The organism is Sphingobacterium sp. JB170 (genome assembly GCF_900163865.1).
GTDB lineage: Bacteria > Bacteroidota > Bacteroidia > Sphingobacteriales > Sphingobacteriaceae > Sphingobacterium.
In genome coordinates this window covers 74,019-91,020 of the sequence record NZ_FUKU01000027.1, presented here as the reverse complement: position 1 = coordinate 91,020, position 17,002 = coordinate 74,019, and the positions used below count along the sequence as shown (strand labels likewise).

17 protein-coding genes are annotated in these 17,002 nt (G+C 39.5%); 14 read left to right on the top strand and 3 right to left on the bottom strand.

From position 1 onward, the window contains the following. Positions 1-124: 124 nt before the first annotated feature. Together FM107_RS08370 and FM107_RS08365 are read left to right on the top strand one after the other, a co-directional pair. Positions 125-976, top strand: coding sequence for an NAD(P)H-binding protein (locus tag FM107_RS08370; RefSeq protein ID WP_086948064.1), 852 nt, complete (start codon positions 125-127; stop codon positions 974-976). Positions 977-988: 12 nt separating this feature from the next. Then, positions 989-1,915, top strand: a complete 927-nt coding sequence (locus tag FM107_RS08365; RefSeq protein ID WP_086948063.1) for an AraC family transcriptional regulator — start codon at positions 989-991, stop codon at positions 1,913-1,915. Positions 1,916-2,029: 114 nt separating this feature from the next. Here the strand turns inward: FM107_RS08365 and FM107_RS08360 are convergent, their stop codons facing one another. Continuing rightward, positions 2,030-2,896: an alpha/beta hydrolase gene (locus FM107_RS08360; RefSeq protein WP_086948062.1), complete on the bottom strand. Its 867-nt coding sequence runs from the start codon at positions 2,894-2,896 to the stop codon at positions 2,030-2,032. 227 nt (positions 2,897-3,123) lie between these two features. Then, on the bottom strand, positions 3,124-3,987 hold the full coding sequence (locus tag FM107_RS08355; protein ID WP_086948061.1) for an AraC family transcriptional regulator: 864 nt from the start codon (positions 3,985-3,987) through the stop codon (positions 3,124-3,126). A 215-nt stretch (positions 3,988-4,202) separates the two neighbouring features. On the opposite strand from FM107_RS08355, the gene FM107_RS08350 reads away from it, so the two are divergent. From FM107_RS08350 to FM107_RS08340, 4 genes are all read left to right on the top strand, one after another. After that, entirely contained in the window at positions 4,203-5,042 is an 840-nt protein-coding gene (locus FM107_RS08350; protein ID WP_086948060.1) for an MBL fold metallo-hydrolase, read from the top strand. Positions 5,043-5,311: 269 nt separating this feature from the next. After that, entirely contained in the window at positions 5,312-5,566 is a 255-nt protein-coding gene (locus FM107_RS08345; RefSeq protein ID WP_086948059.1) for a hypothetical protein, read from the top strand. Positions 5,567-5,635: 69 nt separating this feature from the next. Further along, positions 5,636-5,788, top strand: coding sequence for a hypothetical protein (locus FM107_RS19510; protein ID WP_179204435.1), 153 nt, complete (start codon positions 5,636-5,638; stop codon positions 5,786-5,788). Between the two features lie 784 nt (positions 5,789-6,572). Continuing rightward, complete coding sequence (locus FM107_RS08340; protein ID WP_143559453.1) at positions 6,573-7,700, top strand: hypothetical protein; 1,128 nt, start codon at positions 6,573-6,575, stop codon at positions 7,698-7,700. Between the two features lie 158 nt (positions 7,701-7,858). Here FM107_RS08340 and FM107_RS08335 read toward each other — a convergent pair whose 3' ends face one another. Then, complete coding sequence (locus FM107_RS08335) at positions 7,859-9,661, bottom strand: hypothetical protein (protein WP_086948057.1); 1,803 nt, start codon at positions 9,659-9,661, stop codon at positions 7,859-7,861. Positions 9,662-9,975: 314 nt separating this feature from the next. On the opposite strand from FM107_RS08335, the gene FM107_RS08330 reads away from it, so the two are divergent. The 8 genes from FM107_RS08330 (at position 9,976) to FM107_RS08295 (ending at position 16,788) form a co-directional block, all read left to right on the top strand. Further along, positions 9,976-10,302 carry an import component protein gene (locus FM107_RS08330; RefSeq protein WP_086948056.1) on the top strand — a complete coding sequence of 109 codons (327 nt, stop codon included), beginning with the start codon at positions 9,976-9,978 and terminating at the stop codon, positions 10,300-10,302. An 80-nt stretch (positions 10,303-10,382) separates the two neighbouring features. After that, a complete protein-coding gene (locus FM107_RS08325; RefSeq protein ID WP_086948055.1) occupies positions 10,383-10,805 on the top strand; it encodes a DUF3592 domain-containing protein in 423 nt (140 codons plus the stop codon). 377 nt (positions 10,806-11,182) lie between these two features. Continuing rightward, the gene (locus FM107_RS08320) at positions 11,183-12,028 is read left to right on the top strand and encodes a hypothetical protein (protein ID WP_086948054.1); all 846 of its coding nucleotides are present in this window, start codon (positions 11,183-11,185) and stop codon (positions 12,026-12,028) included. Between the two features lie 82 nt (positions 12,029-12,110). Further along, positions 12,111-12,995, top strand: a complete 885-nt coding sequence (locus FM107_RS08315; RefSeq protein ID WP_143559452.1) for a hypothetical protein — start codon at positions 12,111-12,113, stop codon at positions 12,993-12,995. A gap of 148 nt (positions 12,996-13,143) precedes the next feature. Beyond that, positions 13,144-13,470, top strand: a complete 327-nt coding sequence (locus tag FM107_RS08310) for a hypothetical protein (protein WP_086948052.1) — start codon at positions 13,144-13,146, stop codon at positions 13,468-13,470. Positions 13,471-13,743: 273 nt separating this feature from the next. After that, on the top strand, positions 13,744-14,232 hold the full coding sequence (locus FM107_RS08305; RefSeq protein ID WP_086948051.1) for a hypothetical protein: 489 nt from the start codon (positions 13,744-13,746) through the stop codon (positions 14,230-14,232). Between the two features lie 21 nt (positions 14,233-14,253). Continuing rightward, complete coding sequence (locus FM107_RS08300) at positions 14,254-14,967, top strand: hypothetical protein (RefSeq protein WP_086948050.1); 714 nt, start codon at positions 14,254-14,256, stop codon at positions 14,965-14,967. 576 nt (positions 14,968-15,543) lie between these two features. Further along, positions 15,544-16,788 carry an MFS transporter gene (locus FM107_RS08295; protein WP_086948049.1) on the top strand — a complete coding sequence of 415 codons (1,245 nt, stop codon included), beginning with the start codon at positions 15,544-15,546 and terminating at the stop codon, positions 16,786-16,788. The last annotated feature ends 214 nt before the right edge of the window (positions 16,789-17,002 follow it).

Below are 17,002 nucleotides of genomic sequence, written 5' to 3'. Positions count from 1 at the left end.
TTTCAGCTGCCGATATTGGTTGACTGCTTACAAAGACTGCTCATTTCGGCTTCAAAAATAGTCGTTTTGGTTATTTCTGTTTTTTGGCATCTGCGCACTTTTGTAGTAACAAAAAAGACAGGATATGAATATTGTATTAACAGGCTCATTGGGCAACATCGGCAAACCACTTGCTACAGCATTGATAGCAAAAGGACATTCGGTAACGGTGATCAGCAGCAAAGCTGACAAACAGGTAGAGATTGAAACTATTGGTGCAAAACCAGCTATTGGTTCATTGGAAGATATTGATTTTCTAACAACTGCTTTTGCGGGTGCGGACACCGTGTATTGTATGATACCGTTCAATTTTATGGAACAAGACCAGAGGGCTTATTTCATGAAAATTGAGACCAATTATGTACAGGCCATCAAGCAAAACGGGATTGAGAAAATTATATTTCTAACTGGTTGGGCAGCGGAGGTAAAAGACTCTTTCCTTCTTAACCAATTATCGGATAGAACAGTTGTAGAACTGCGTCCCGGTTCCTTTTATACCAATTTCTACAATGATATTGATAGTATAAAAGAACATGGCGTAATAATGGCTGGCTACGGCGGGAGTGATAAAATCGCGTTTGTATCGCCAAATGATATCGCGGAGGTAGCATTTGAAGAACTAACTACAGCATTTCGGGGAAGAAAAACTCGTTATATAGCAAGTGATGAATTGACCTGCGATGAGGCTGCAAAGATTTTAGGCGACGCCATCGGCAAGCCTGATCTCAAATGGATTTCACTTCCAGATGACCAGCTATTAGACGGTTTGATTAAATCCGGGTTCCCACAACATTTAGCGACTGAATTCGTAAGAATGCACGCGGAAACGCATAGTGGAAGAATATTTGATAATTACCTAAAGCACCGGCCTGAATTGGGGAAAACAAAATTAAGAACGTTTGCAGAAGACTTCGCAAAAGTTTACAATCGATATTAATTATCTTTGAATATGGTAAATACAAAACCAATCCGGATAAAATCGATTAGTGAGTTTCATCGGTTAAGAGGTTTGTCCAAACCTGAACACCCTTTGTTAAGCATAGTAACAAAGGAGGATTTCATCGACTTACCGGATGGAAAGACTTTAAATGCTGTATTTGATTTTTATTTTGTAGCCTTGAAACATATGAAAGGCGTAAAGTATAAGTATGGGCAGCAGCAATACGATTTTGAAGATGGGGGAACACTTTTCTTTATGGCACCAAACCAGGTTCTCAGTGTTAAAATTACCGGAAAAGAAACATACGAAGATATATCCGGTTGGATGCTACTCATACATCCGGATTTTATTTGGAACACGCCGCTCGCAAAAAGTATAAAACACTATGATTTTTTTGACTACTTAGTACATGAAGCACTACAGTTATCCGAAAGAGAAGAGGCAACGTTAAATGGGATTGTAGAAAATATAAGGCAGGAAACCAGATCGAATATTGACAAGTTTAGCAAAGAGATCATCGTTTCCCAAATTGAAACGTTTCTCAACTATTCCAAACGGTTTTACAACCGTCAATTTATTACAAGAGAGAAATCCAATCACGAAATTCTAGAACGTCTGGAAAATTTATTGACAAACTACTTTAATGGCGATAAACTAATTTCGGCGGGTTTACCGACGGTTCAATACATTGCTGATAACTTGAACCTGTCGCCGAGTTATTTAGGCAGTTTACTTAGAACGCTTACTGGACATAATACACAGCAACATATTCACGAAAAATTAGTTGAGAAAGCGAAAGAAATGCTCTCCACGACAAATTTATCTATAAGTGAGATTGCCTACGGACTTGGTTTTGAGCATCCCCAATCATTCAGTAAGCTCTTCAAAACTAAGACAAAGGTTTCACCGTTAAAATTTAGACAGTCGTTTAACTGAAAATAAAGATGAAACACTAAATTTACTATCAAAGAATCACTACAACTGTTTTTTAAATAGGTTGTAATGGTTCTTATTTCTGACTGATTCGCTCATGTATTGGTGAAGAATTTCTTATTTGCTGCCATCAAACTTATGTGCAATAACACCCTGCAACATCGAAAATAGACCAGTTTCCATATGTGTTAGGCCCGGATATACGACCGTAGAGAGTTTTAGAGAATCACGCCCCAAGCTATCTAGCACTTTTTGATACTGGAGCACCGGATCGATGTTCCATTGCTTATCTTCGCTTTTTCCGACGCTTAGAAATAGATCGATTTTCGGATGCGTTTCCTTGAGCATTTTTTCCTGTTGCTGTAAGTAAAAATCATTATACCAAAGCGCTGGGCTAGCTGCGACAAAACCTCGAAACAGCTTCTTGCCTAACTTACGCTGCTGTTGTTGAGCCAAAAGAACGAAATTGCCTCCGAACGAATGTCCTAATAACAATCGGTGGTCACCGGTACTAAACCGTTTATCTACGATTGGAATCAGTTCTTTTGTTATAAAATTATAGAATTCCAGTCCACCACCGGGCGCTTGCATTTCATCTGAAGGTATTGCGGCAGGGTAAAGATAATCACGCGTCCGTAAGGAGTCCATCTTCTGAATGGAACCGTAGCCAATGCCGATAAGCACAACAGGTGGCAGCAAGCCGATTTCTTCATATTGGTGAACCGCGGGTGCCAACATCGGAAAATAAAGGTCCGCATCCGTTACATACAACACCGGATATTTTATTTTAGAGCTCTGGAGACCATAGGACAGTGGAAGTTGGACAATTATTTCAAACGAGTCTTGAATGGCTTGGGCGTAGAGCGAGAAGGAACTTCCTGATTTGCTACTTTTCGTTTCGGGAGCATCATCATAATTACAGCTGTTAAGAAGGCATGGGATGGCAGTGGCGATCAGCAACAGGTTGCTAGAAAATATCTTCATAGTCGATAATGGTAATGATTTTTTCTTTCTAAACTGATTAAAAATAACAAGTAAATATTACATTATCAGTTATTTAACATATGTTAACGTGTTGTGTTATATATACATTTGTTAAAAGAAATGTCGCATTACAAGCTTTGAATTCTATAACATACGCCCCCGCACAATCCATCCCTGAAAAGATTTCAAGTGATGGGTTTGACCACTTTCCTTTAATGTTTCAGTTTCTACTGTGATGTCTTCGGGGAATTGTTGATGAACTGCGTGAGCGTTTGATTGGTTTGCATCTTAAAGAATCTCATCAGATGGTTCGGTTCAGAAAAATTAAGCTCGTAGGCTATCTCGTTAATAGTTTTGTTCGAGTGAAGAAGCAAGTTTTGTATTTCAAAAAGAAGGCGCTGCTTTAGTAGTTGGCTTGCAGTAGTGTTAAATTGAGCATTGACCGCTTTGTTCAGTGAAATTCTGCTAACCCCCAGCATGTCAGCATAATCTCCAATCCGCTGTTTTTCCTTGATATGAATCTCCATCAAATTCTTGAAAAGCAAAGCAACATTATTGCCTGATTTCAGCAGCGACAGACCGTGTTGATTTGCATATCGCCGATTCAGTGTTTGTAGCAGATAATATAACAAAGAACGAATAATATGCGCACTATCGGTTTCACTGTTCAACAGCTCCATTTTAATCTCTGCTAACAGGTTACAATATTTCAGTAGTTCATCCTTGTTTATATTCATTTCTAGAGGATGTACCAATTGATAAAAATACAGTAAGCGATAAGTGAATAATTTGTCGGCGAAGAAGTCATTTAAAAAGGCTTCTTGAAAAATCAAGGTCGTAACTTGAATATTACCCGTATCTAATCTCCATTGCCGCTTTTGAAACGGTGAGATGAAAATAATCGAACCCGCTTTCAGTTCGATCTCTTGCTGATTTAGAATGAGGGAGCCCTTTGCTTCTTTAAAAAATAGAATCTCGAAATAATCGGTGTCGAAAGTACCGATATCAGCATAATCAATATCCTTTTCCGTTAGCACATTTAACAGAAAATCAACACCACATTCAGTTTTATGAAACTTAATCGTTTTCATATTATATCTTTTCAAGGACAAAGTTAGAAAATATATATCTTAAAAAACGTATTGATATTAACGCTCTGTTTGGGACTCATCTTATCAAAATGGTAGTAATTGGTAGGTGATTGATATCTTACAGATAGTTCGCTGTTCCGATCTTTGTACCGAAGTCGTTGCTCGAAAAATTTAACAAATGAGCGCGAATTTTATAAGAAACAAAATATAAATTTATGAAAAAAGTAATCTTAGCATTAGCGATTGTGCTGTCGGCTATCTCGTCATTTGCACAAAGTAAACGGGATACTAAACCCACCCTTCAATTAGTCAGAAATGCAACGTTGATCATTGAGTATGGTGGGAAAAAGATTTTAGTGGATCCTATGTTGTCGCCAAAAGGAGCGATTGAGTCTTGGGCAGGAATCCAAACAAACCCCACGGTTGATCTACCGTTACCAATAAATGAAATCGTTGACGATGTAGATTTGGTCTTAGTGACTCACACCCATGCAGACCATTTTGACGAAGAAGCGAGTAAAACGCTTAGTAAGTCCATAAGGCTGATAAACCAGCCCGCGGATACAGTTTTTTTTGAAAAAGAGGGTTTTAGTAACGCTACTGCTTTAGATAGTACTATGCTTTGGAATGATATTAACATAACTAGGATAGAGGCGCAGCATGGTAGCGGTGAGGTGTTGAAGATGATGGGAAAGACATCTGGATTTATATTGAAGGGAGAGAATTTGCCGATCGTGTACATTGTTGGTGACGCAATTTTGACAGATGAGATCAAAGAGACTATTAAAAAATTTAAACCCCATTATATTGTTGTTAATTCCGGGGGAGCACTCATTCAAGGTTATGAAGATACACCAATTCTCATGGAGGAGTCCCAAACAACGGCTTTAATAGGTGAAAGTGGAAATGCCAAGGTTATCGCGGTACATATGGATGCTTTAGATCATTGCCGTACAACTAGGGTCTCTTTAAGTAAGAAAGCTACCGAACTGAGTATCGGTACAGACAAATTAATAATTCCTCAGGATGGAGAAGTAATCACGCTCTCGCGTTAAGTTTTTTAGGAACACGGGCGTATGCACTGTTGAATATGGTGTAATATATTGATTATAAAACCATTAATACACTATTTATTACAGTTTGTTTGAAACGTATATAAACCCAATAGGTGCACTTTTCGGAGTTGCTGCGACGGTTCTGAATTTTGTCGCGTAGTATGATCTATGCTTCATTATCTTCGAGTCGTTGTGCAGCAAAAGAATTTTAAAATCACAAAATTATGGATTTAGAGCAGTTGAATGTAGTGTAGCTTAACGCCAACGAGTTGGTTGAAACAATCGGTGGCTGTATCAAGCCTATTACCAATATTGACGTTATTAGGGAGTTTGGTGCTGAAATCTTTGCGGAGACACTCGCAACACTAAGGAAGCTTCAGGGCTGGCAACATATGTTTCCGCTTGATAATTTAGGTACGGCGGGGGGCGTACCTTTTTTTTACGTATCCATACTCAAATGGACTGCGTTACGGATTGATTACTACGTTTCTGAATTGTGCCTTCGAATGCGATCTCTCCTTTAGTATCTTAGAAATGTTGTGCAACAAATACAAGTTTTATTTATTTTATTCACGTATTAAAATTAATAAATCATGAACTTACAACAGTTGAACGTAGTGGAGCTCAGTTCCGGGGAAGTGGTAGAAATCTCGGGCAGAGTAGGAGGGCCGGCGCGTGATCATAATTACCTTAAATATATTACTCCTATTACTGTCGAAGATGTTTGCAGGGAGTTGGGGTCTTAAATCGCAACTGAACCAGCATAATGATTCAGGTACGGGTATCGCCGGTACCTTTTTTGCTTAAATTAAGCATGCAGCATTAATGCAGATAATGGTCCTGGTGTCGATGTAACGGCGAATGGGCACCGAGGCACAGCCAAGAAAAAGTCACTTTCTACGGCGATCAGACGTTAACGTTCGGAAATGTTCGAGAAAGAGCAAGATATTGCATTCGCCGTGAAGGTTGTTGACCGGAGTACACGGCCGGGCAATAAACAGAGAACCGTGGTAGAATTAGGCATTCCGGTCGTGCGGGAATATTGCATAGTTTTCAGCTATGGGGTAGCGTGCGTAGACGTTTTGTATATACTATCGCACCGAGTGGTAGATTCTTTGTTGCTTATATTTATTGCCGTTTATATTCATCTTTGTAATGAAAAGCTGGAGCCACCATGTTGTTGATAGACCCTAGCAAAAGTTATAGTATTTATTTACGCTTCGCGACCACTGGATGATGGAGGCAAATCTCACTAAGGGAAGGACGTTGGTTCTGAGCATGGTAAACGAAGCGTAGGGTTTAGCTGCTGGCAGCGTCGGGTTCGACGCAATGTTTCTGCCTCAGTAAAGCGATCAAAGCATGGTCATGTGTAATCAATAAAAAGATGAAAATTAGACCTATTATCCTATTACGCCAGGAACGGTATCAGAAATATGGGTGCAATCTAGCGCTAAACGCATGGTATTTATGTGTCGAAGCAGAATAAAAAGCCTCCCGATCGAGGGATGGACGATTATAAATCAAATTGATATGAAACTAAACAAATTAAGTATAATGTTATTTTTTTTAGTATTGGCGAGCTGTAACCGGGAAACACGGGATTTCGAATGGCCTGATGAGATTGCGCAGCTCACCGGAAAAGACCTTGCTACATGGCTCCGCAAGGCTCCTTTTTCCAACGAACTCTCTCAAAGTGACGATGATAAGATGGTATTTACCAATGCAGCGCAAGTATTTCCCTATATGGGGCGATACAATAATGCTATTGGAGTTCTTGAGTATTCCCATAACAGCGCTAATAACCCGATATACCAGCAGGAAACGGTCTTGTTTAAGGATCCGGACTGGGGTGACTTATTCCTTCATGCCACGTTGCTATATGATGCACAAGAGATTTTCCTCGATCAACACTATAGTGAGAGTGGAAACATTGCTTTTGATGGAGTCGATGCGGGGATGAATCGTTATAGTGCGACTCTGACCGAAACGGGGATTTTTGCCAAAACGGATACATATAAAACGGGGATCTATTGGGCAAGTTCGGCTCGGGGAGAATGCTTATTAGGGCTTTATCAAAAAGATAATCTCATTTTTGAAGCAGCTATCCCGCTTCTGCCATTCGACACGGCGGCTACGTTAGCAAAATTAAATGCCGTAAATGAACAGCTGGGTCTAGGCATAGTCGAATGGCAGCAGGCAACGGTCGCACAGTTAAAACCGGTCGAAACACCGGAAACTTTCTGGAGGGATCCATTTATTGGCATTTACCCAGAGGAGCGATACTTGCTTAACAAGGTACACCTGAAGATCAAGGACACGCCTTTCCAGCTCGCTCCACAAGCGGTGAAGGGCGACTATTTTTTTAGTTATGATACGCCGGGCGGCGAGGTAGAACTTTATACCGAGCTGGAAGACACTGATGACGACCGGCATGCGTTTGATGACACAAATCAGCACTTCATGGCGTATGACGCGAACGGACAGCATGTGTATTACGAAGAGCAGGAAGTCGGTGGGCGTATAAAAGGCGTGGCTAAAACTTACTTCAGATCAGGACAATACCTCAAAATAAACTTCACCTATCCTGGGAACGATCGGCAGGCCAAGGCCCAAGTACACGAAATATTGAAGCACATCAAAGTATCTAGTATTTTATAAATGGTAATGATCTGGATATATGTAAGTTTAAGGTTTTTCGACCCCAAAGTATCCAAATCTTACACGAGGAAGCAGTAACAATTAAACATTATATAAATAGTGCTAATTTCTATCAGCCGGATGTGTTCGTTATTTATTTTTCAGAGAATAGGCAAAGCCTATTCCGCTAAAAAATCTTCCAAGTCCTTTTCTTTTCCAAGTCCAAATTTCTGTTTAAGCCGATATTTGAACATCCGTACGCTTTGTGGCTCTACGTGCAGTGCCTGAGCGATTTGCTTGGTAGACATCTTAAGGTAGAGATATGTGCAATATTTCAGATCAAGTGGCGTGAGCTTTTGAATAGCTTTTTCGCCTAAGCGGTTAAAAAAATCGGGGTGCAAGTCCTGAATCTGCATTTTTATGTCTTCAAAATCAGATTGTAGTAACATTTCCTCTTTGATTAGTTTCTGTATGTTACCGGCTTGGCCATTTTGGATTTTATTTTGGATTAGCTTTAGTGTGTCATTTTTGCGGTCGATAATTAAAGAGTTTGCTAATGCTTCTTTTTCCAATTGTTGCTTTCGCAGATCCAATAATTCCTGTTCGACCTTGAGACGTGCCTGCTCTTCTTTTTCTAATTGAAGCTGCATCAGTGCCTGTTGTTGCGCATCTTCTTTTTCTTTGGCTAGTTTCTTCTCCCGCTCGATGGAGTAACGCAGCTTGAAATGATAGGAAATAAACATAAACACCAACCCAAAAAGTAGAGCAAGGGCGATTCCACCGTAGAGATACTTTTGTTTGCGGTTAAACGATTCACGCTCCTTGAGAAGTTGCAGTTCCTGATCTTTCCTAGCGGTTTCGTATTGTACATCTAATTTCTGTGCATTGAAAAGCTGTTGTTCGTTGAATGATTTTTTTAATAAGCCTTCCGCTTTTTGCTGATAGGATAAGGCAGACTTTGTATCATCTTTTTTTTGGGCGAGATCAGCGAGCTCTTTATTCATGGCATACTCTAATTTATAATAATTGCCCTTTGCGCTCATTAACCGGGTGAGCCCTTGTAATAGATATTGTTCGGAAAGCGCTAAATTTCCCTGCTTTTTTGCAAAACCACTTTTAATTCCAAACACATTCATCCATTTTTCAGAGGTCGCTTCTTTAGCTTTGAGTTTCTCTTCGGTAAGCTGGAGATATTGAAAAGCTTTACGTTCCCGGGTAGAAAGTTTTTCTGATGAATAATCCAGGTAATAGTTCGCCAGATTGATGCAGGTAATCGCAAAGGTGTTGCCCGTAATTTCAGCCGGATGTTTCTGCAGAAGCGCAAAAGATTTTTTCAAATAATAAATATTACTATCGAGTAGATTCTGTTGTTTGTTCTTTTTATACTGTGTCAAGTACATGCTTGCAATCCCGTTATTGACATTGGCTTGGAGATTGAAGTTCTTTTCTTTTAAGGCATAACGCTCTGCTTTACGGATGTAGTACTCCATTTTTTCAGCATCCTCCCAGTTGCTGTAAGCGCTATATAACATATAGGTGAGATGATATTTTGTAGGAAGGTCATCGTCAATGTTTTCTACCTGTCGTAATCCTTCCAGTGCACTTTTAACTACCGAATCTGGAGTATTCATGACGTTATACAAAAAGGCTTTTGCCCGATAAGCGACAGCTAAAGAAGTATTTATTTTCGATTTTTTTGCTTGCTCCATACTCCGGTCAATGAGCCGTTTTGCAACCAACAGACTGTCCATTGATGCATATATGCCGCTTTGGTGTGCGTATAAATAGGCCAGATCGCCAGCGGGAGTTGTCCTCGTAATGTGTGCCTTTAAAACTTTGAGGGCTTCTGCCGACTGATTATCCAATTGTAACCTCTCCAACTTGTCCAGTGTTTCCTTTGTAGAGGGCTGGATATGTTGGGCTTGAGCGGTTGAGCTAAGCAACAGTAAAATTATACTATATAATATACGCTGTATTTTCATCTATTTATCGTTTTGGCTGGTGAGCACGGGATATAAATAAAGAGTGCTTTACTCATATTGTTTTACATCTCGATTTTGTATTGCTTCTATCTACAAAGCCCAACAAAATAATGAAAAAAAATAGACGAAACCTGAATATACAATGTTAAATCAGTCTATTTTTTATTGTTGTAACTAGCTAGTAATACGTCGAATAGTATTTGTGTATATAGTTTGTATATACGATATAATTTGTTGTAGATGGTTTGTTGAGCTAAATAGAAAAGGTGTTCGCTGATTTCTACCGATTTTTGTAGTATCAAAATTTAATGATTATGACTCCTAAAGTACAATCTATTTTAAGTTACATTGGTATCCTTTGGTTGGTTGCCTATTTCGGTGGTAAAGAAGAACGGAACGATTTGAGTAGGTATCATCTAAAGCAAGGGTTGGGGCTGCTGGTAGCTTCCTTGATTTTCAATATCTTGGTTGTTATCCTATTAACGCTAATTCCGTCTTTGGCTACGATACTTAGTTACTCTGGCATCATTTTCCTTATTCTGATGATATTAGGTATCATCGCTGCTGCAAATGAAGCAAAGAAGCCGTTACCGGTTATCGGGAAACTGTTTGAGGGTAAATTTGAATTTATTGATAAATAGTTTAATCAGGATGAAAACGATTTTTTTATTCGGGCTAGGCCGTTATCGAGTAAAATTTTGAAAAGTAAAAAGCAGTGAAGATGGGAGTAGTGATACACGGACTTTTGGTGTTGATTGGGTTAGCTCTAGTGGCTTTGGGAATTCAGTTTTTTTTATCGTCCCGAAATTTCCGAGAAACAGGTGTAAGGACGCTAGCCACTGTGAGAGACAATATTGCTATGGAATCTCGCAATAACAGTGGGACATCCATTATGTACGCGCCGCTGCTAGAATATGCCGTGAAGGGCGAGAAAAAGACCTATACGCCAAATGCACGCTCTAATCCACCGGCCTACGATATTGGTGAAAAAGTACCTATTGTTTACAGCCCGAATAATTACCAAAAAGTACGCATCATTTCCTATTGGGGTATTTATCTAGGAAGCAACATACTGTTTGCATTTGGACTGCCGATTTTGGTTATCGGTGCCGGATACTTTTTGTTTAAATGGGGCATAATTTAAATCGAAAAAAAAGCGCATCTAAATGTCTTTAGTCGCTAGATTTAGTTGCTTCAGCGGCGGCTGTTCGGGGTAGAGGGTGTCGGTTTCGGATATTATATGGGTGTTGTATTAATTCCCCTAGAGGATTCATTGACATTTATGAAGAAAAGGGAAGGCTTTTCACTAAATGCAGCAACGAAACAGGCTTTGTAAATGTTATCTGGTCTATAAATTGTTGTTTTTTATATCCTGTTCTCTTTTGTGAAAAGTATACAAAAATAATGCCCAAACGACGGTTGCTTACACTTATCTAATGCGCATTTGAAGGTGTAATTTAAAAACTCAATCGCTGGTCGTTGCATCAAACATGTTTAAATTAATGAACAAGCCATAAACGCATGAAAATTAGCATTTTAATATCTGTTTTATACATCTTTAGTTCCCAATTATTACTCGCCCAAAAGAGAGAACTTGTGCTAAAAGGCACCGAAGAACAAAGAAACATCGGTTTTTGGCCAAGTAAGTTAGAGCTTACCACGGAACTCACGGGAGTTAAAGTCGATCAAAGCCATCAGATTAGCATAAAAGAAATCCGGGCGGTAGATAATTTGGATAATCCGTTAGAGATGATTGCGGGGTATCCGTATCCGACCGATTATTTCACAAAGCAGAATGAAGTAGTAATTGGCATCAAACCGCCCGCAAGAAATGCAGTAAGCATCTCGGTACAAGGCGTGATAGAATATTTTACCGTCTCAGAGGCGCTTAAATCAGAGCTGAACTTTAGCAATTTACAGCAGCATTATCATGAAAATCTGCTGAAGGGAATAAGCGGCTGTAAATTGGTACTAATTGATTTACAGGGCTTAGGTACCCTGCAGGCGAACGATGAAACGGGATATCTTAAAAAAATAAAAGAGATCCATAAAAAGGCAGGTGTGGGGAATGATGTTGAGGACGCTAAAGTCTATCTGGACAAAGTAATAAGCGATTACAGCTACTGGGGAGGTGATGCTTCGAAACGATTACACTTCTACAAGGACGACCCAAATGATGCTGTTGTTGAAGTGGAGATATTTAAAGACGGAAAGAAACTCACTAACGGGGCGTCGGCGTATGGCGACTCCTATAGCATTCCTATAGATGAAAGCCTTACGCCGGAAATGAGGATGCATATTATTGTGAAAACCAACGATGCTATCCAAGAGATCCCATTTCAATTTGTTGATGTTACCTTACCATAAGAAAATAGAACGCACATTTAGCAGATAATCGTGGATGCAGCGTCAATAAGTGTCATGGACATTCCGCCAAACCAATAGAGCAATGAAACCGAAACTAATTTTAATCCTCGTTTTTTGTATTTCCTCGATAACTCTGTTTTCGCAAGAGCTTCACTTGTTTATGCAGGATATTAAAGAAGAAAGACTCAACGGACAAACCCAGCGCAGTACCTCCGATTCCATTAGTAAAATTACATTTACTACTGCAGTGAACGGTGTTATGCTCGATAATTACCATTTTGTAAAGCTCGGCAAGCTTACAGTAGTCGATGAAACCGGAAAATCGCTCGAAGAAATTAAAGATAGCTTTTACAAAAACGATAGGTATCACAACGATAAAAAAATGGAGTTTACCCTTGAAGCACCCACCCGCCACGCTACTAAGATCGAACAATTTCAGGGCAGTCTGCTCTACTTTAGACCGACCGAAGCCAATAATGGGAAAGTTGTTATCCGTGATTTCTTACAACGAAAAGGCGAAAACCTGCTAGCGCGTACCTATCCTGAAATTGCGCTACAATTGATGGATACCGATAAGCTTCTCAATATGCAGGAAGAGGTTCAAAAAATGATTGATATAGAAGTAAAAAAACGTAAAAAAGAAGGCCCTATAGGCGGGGAGGAACAAGAGGAAGTAAAACAGGCCCGCCAATTACTTACTGGTATAATGGGAATGAGCAACCGAGGGTCCAGGCACAAGACACTTACTTTTCGACTAAACAGACCCTTAAGCGAGGCGTTTTACCGAATAGCTATTTACAACGGAAACCGGGAGAAAATCGATACCGGATATTCTTCTGTCGATAACTTGTATCAATTCTACCTTACCGAGCAACCAACAAAAGATTGTTATATCGAAATTCTTATTGAAACTAAGGATGCCGTAAAGGAGCTTCCGTTTCAATTCCAAGATATTGTATTGCCTTAATAATGATCAAGATGAAAGAAAATACTGTATTGACAGCATTCTCTTTGCAAGAGTCTCTTTATATCTAGGGTTATTACGAGCGGTCTTATTCACAGAGTAACGGTGATTACTTTTGACCGAGATATTTTATAACATAAATAACAAACATATGAAAGTATTACGTTTTAAGCCATTTTCAAAAGGGCAACTGATCGAAGGACTGCGCGAGAAATTACCGGACCGTAAAATAACTGCAAACTTCGGCGCTATTCAGGTACGCACCAGTGGATTTACACTCACAGGATCTATCGGATTAAAAATAAAACCCGAACGAGGTATGATCACGATGACCAATGGTCGGGATATGGTGGTTATACTGCTGTTTTTATTTCTCCCGCTAGGCATCTATGTGCTGGCTAGATCGCGTAGAATAAAGGCGCTGGAAGCGGAGGTAATTGCCGGGCTAAACGAATTGCTGAAGCCAGATGATCAATAGCAATTGCAAAATCAGAAGCTAGAACAAACTGATCTTTCCTCATTTAATACTTTCCATTTCCAGCTAAATGTATTCGAACGACAACACATTATGATTGCTGGGATGATAGGTGAGTGGATATCTCAAACAAATTCTGGCTGAATAATTTGGAAAATGTTTCAATCCAAGATTTAGAGATGCAAAAGAGAATAAATGCATGGACGTACTTGTCCTTCCTAGAGATAGAAACACAGGGCTGGTACCTTGGAAAACGTGAAAAATCAAGCTAATTAAATGAAAACGTATATTTCTAACATATCCCCCTCAGCACTTAGCGCGAGAGACCTTGAAATTTTCCAAGGTTTAAATCGGGAAATCTATGGAGAAGCACTTGCTGGTGCAGTTGCTAAGAAATTAAGAGAAAGTCCAACAAGATTAAGAGAAGAGGACTACTATCTGGGCACAGGCGGACTCTATCATGCTCACCGGGATTATTGCGGCATCGGACTGTATTTTTTTGATGGGAGGTTTTGTCTTGGCGAGGTAAATGACGGAATGGGCCCACATCCTGTTTTAATCACTTTTGAAAACGAAGGAGAATTTGTTCAGTGGATGGCTAACCAAAGTGACCAAAGCATGTCGATGATTGTTAGCGACGGCCAGCTTTCATTTAGCTTTAATAACCAGACCATTACCAAAATTCGATTGGAATACTTTCTGGAGGACGAATATGATGCGGCGTGGAACTCTTATTGCGCATATATAAGAAAACAAAAAATTTAATAATTTTAAAAACAACAGACTATGTGGATTAGGATAACCGATTCTATTGTAAAAAAAGTGGAGGCAACACATTTAAAAAATCCGAAAAATCAAGGTAACGCAATGATACTTGCCTTCTTTCAACGGGAAAATCGAACAGCTTTTCATAGATATCGACCGAAAAAAGTATTCCTTAAATATTATCAAACGCCTACGGGTGGCCATATTGCAAGGGGTAAGTGGACGAATGAAATGAAGACATTTGCACTACAAGAACTGGAAAAATTGCCTCCGCAGGAAGGATGGTTCAAAATAACCATTTTTGGGTGGATAATGTTGTTGTTTTCATTTTCATTAATCGGCTATGCTGTATATGAAACCATTACACTACCGTCTCAAAAGAAAGCTTACGAAGAGCGATTGGCTAAATCGGCATCGGTAAACGAAGGCGATATTTATTTTGGAAGGTATTATGTGTATAAAGAAAAAGGAAATTTTGCGGATAGTAAAGAAAGAGGGTTTGGTTGGTTTAAGGTGGTAAAGGTTGCTGATAGTACCTATCATATTGCTAAAAGCGTAGAAATAAGCGATGTCGCTAAACCGAAGGAACAGCTCAACAGCACTAATTTTGATAAAGAGACCTTTGCCGTAAGGGCAAAAACATTGGAAGCTTATCATAAAGTGTTTACCTCAGAAGACGAACTTGTAGAGATTAATTTCAACGAAAAGAAAGCATCTGTAATAGAACACAAGTAAAATAATGAATAACCCTAACAACGCTGGTTACGCCAAGCTAAAATGTTTGAGAATAGCAAAAAGTAAGCGCTCAAAAAAAAGTCGGAACTAGACCAGCGACAACTTCTGTTTCTACGGGAACAGACAGCAACTTAAGGGTGGACTTGCAAATAAAATCGGCAGTATCAATTAAGCATCTCCCTAACCAATAAAACGAACATACTTGAGCTCTTTAGTAAAACTAAATTTCAATATGACAAAGAGCGAACGGATTTTAATGGGCACAATTTATTTAATTTTTAAAGCGTTCCGATTTTAATGAGACACTCGTGGTCTCCTTTTTCAATTAAATGATGTCTTGTAGAGTACGGTGAATGCTAACGTTGTTCCAATGATATTTTTTAAAATTATTTAATACTGTAGCACCATCCACATTATTTATTTAAATTGCCGCGGAAATACCACGATTCGAGCTAGGATCGTAATATTTTCAATTGGTGTTCTGCAGTAGAACGCTTAAGAAATGTTATTAATTAACAATGGACTTAAGTACGTGTCGTATAACTGAATAATTCGTAGTAATCCTAGATCGATCAGATGTCAAAAAAGGAAGTTGTCTCATTAACTGGTTATCAGAAACTCGTCATTTTTATATTGGCTATTACCCAGTTTACTGTTGTATTAGACTTTATGATTATGGCACCGATGGGTGATCTATTGATGAAGTCGATTAACCTCAAACCTTCTCAGTTTGGGATAGCGGTTTCAGCATATGCTTTCAGTGCTGGATTATCCGGGTTGTTAACCGCTGGATTTGCTGATCGGTTCGATCGGAAAAAATTATTACTCTTTTTTTACTCCGGCTTTATCATCGGCACTTTCCTTTGTGGGTTTGCAACGAATTACCATCTTCTGGTTGCTGCGAGAATTGTGACGGGATTATTTGGGGGGGTAATAGGGTCGATTTCAATGGCTATTATTACCGATGTCTTTCGTCTAGACCAGCGGGGCCGCGTTATGGGATTTGTGCAAATGGGCTTTGGTGCGAGTCAGGTTTTAGGGATTCCAATTGGTTTGTATATCGGAAATGCGTGGGGGTGGCAGAGTGCTTTTTTATGGATTGCCGCGGTTGCTTTAATTATAGCAATACTTATTACGGTAAAACTACAGCCGATCACTGCTCATTTAGGGGTGCAGAAAGAACGGTCCGCGGCCCGACATCTTTGGAATACATTTTCGAAAAAAGAACATCGAGTTGGGTTCTTGGCAACCGCACTGCTGTCTATCGGGGGATTTATGATGATGCCGTTTAGTAGTGTTTTTGCCGTAAATAACCTACATGTAACGCACGAACAGCTTCCCGTGTTATTCATGCTTTCGGGTGTTTGCTCATTGATTATAATGCCTTTAGTAGGTCGCTTAAGTGATCAATTCGATAAGTTTAAAATTTTCACGATCGCTACGGTGTGGATGATAGTAATGGTTCTTATATATACAAGTTTAGGTCCGACACCATTTATGATGGTGGTTGTATTGAACATTCTGCTGATGACGGGGATACTAAGTAGGATGACGCCTTCATCGGCACTGGTTACGGCAGTACCTGAAATGGAAGATCGTGGAGCGTTTATGAGTGTTAGTTCTTCGCTACAACAACTGGCAGGTGGGATCGCAGCGTCGATCGCTGGGCTGATTATCGTTCAAGAAACAAACGAAAGTCCGCTAGAGCATTATACGATATTGGGTTATATCGTTGTTGTTATAAGCATATTCACTATTTTCATGATCTACAAAGTGAGCCTTATTGCTAAATCAAAACTTGTTAAAGTACGTAACTTTTAAAAGTTTCCGATCCGGAGGAGCATTCCGTGCTTATTACTTCCCCCACTGACCGTCGAATTTGGCTTAAGCATAATTCCATTTGATAGCCGCAGCGTCAGGGAAATGCGAAAACATATCTTTTATGAAGTTAGAAAACGGTCGTGAATTTTTCAGCAACATCGTGGCGACGATTATATGCACGATTAAAATAGATATATGAAGATATCTTCATTAT

What these genes read in the sequence shown, in the direction of transcription:
- FM107_RS08325 (WP_086948055.1), top strand. Translation starts at nt 10,383, where the DNA reads ATGGGAGTAGTGATACACGGACTTTTGGTGTTGATTGGGTTAGCTCTA.
- FM107_RS08330 (WP_086948056.1), top strand. Translation starts at nt 9,976, where the DNA reads ATGACTCCTAAAGTACAATCTATTTTAAGTTACATTGGTATCCTTTGG.
- FM107_RS08315 (WP_143559452.1), top strand. Translation starts at nt 12,111, where the DNA reads ATGAAACCGAAACTAATTTTAATCCTCGTTTTTTGTATTTCCTCGATA.
- FM107_RS08335 (WP_086948057.1), bottom strand. Translation starts at nt 9,661, where the DNA reads ATGAAAATACAGCGTATATTATATAGTATAATTTTACTGTTGCTTAGC.
- FM107_RS08370 (WP_086948064.1), top strand. Translation starts at nt 125, where the DNA reads ATGAATATTGTATTAACAGGCTCATTGGGCAACATCGGCAAACCACTT.
- FM107_RS08305 (WP_086948051.1), top strand. Translation starts at nt 13,744, where the DNA reads ATGAAAACGTATATTTCTAACATATCCCCCTCAGCACTTAGCGCGAGA.
- FM107_RS08360 (WP_086948062.1), bottom strand. Translation starts at nt 2,896, where the DNA reads ATGAAGATATTTTCTAGCAACCTGTTGCTGATCGCCACTGCCATCCCA.
- FM107_RS08300 (WP_086948050.1), top strand. Translation starts at nt 14,254, where the DNA reads ATGTGGATTAGGATAACCGATTCTATTGTAAAAAAAGTGGAGGCAACA.
- FM107_RS08350 (WP_086948060.1), top strand. Translation starts at nt 4,203, where the DNA reads ATGAAAAAAGTAATCTTAGCATTAGCGATTGTGCTGTCGGCTATCTCG.
- FM107_RS08320 (WP_086948054.1), top strand. Translation starts at nt 11,183, where the DNA reads ATGAAAATTAGCATTTTAATATCTGTTTTATACATCTTTAGTTCCCAA.
- FM107_RS08355 (WP_086948061.1), bottom strand. Translation starts at nt 3,987, where the DNA reads ATGAAAACGATTAAGTTTCATAAAACTGAATGTGGTGTTGATTTTCTG.
- FM107_RS08365 (WP_086948063.1), top strand. Translation starts at nt 989, where the DNA reads ATGGTAAATACAAAACCAATCCGGATAAAATCGATTAGTGAGTTTCAT.
- FM107_RS08310 (WP_086948052.1), top strand. Translation starts at nt 13,144, where the DNA reads ATGAAAGTATTACGTTTTAAGCCATTTTCAAAAGGGCAACTGATCGAA.
- FM107_RS08340 (WP_143559453.1), top strand. Translation starts at nt 6,573, where the DNA reads ATGAAACTAAACAAATTAAGTATAATGTTATTTTTTTTAGTATTGGCG.
- FM107_RS08295 (WP_086948049.1), top strand. Translation starts at nt 15,544, where the DNA reads ATGTCAAAAAAGGAAGTTGTCTCATTAACTGGTTATCAGAAACTCGTC.
- FM107_RS19510 (WP_179204435.1), top strand. Translation starts at nt 5,636, where the DNA reads ATGAACTTACAACAGTTGAACGTAGTGGAGCTCAGTTCCGGGGAAGTG.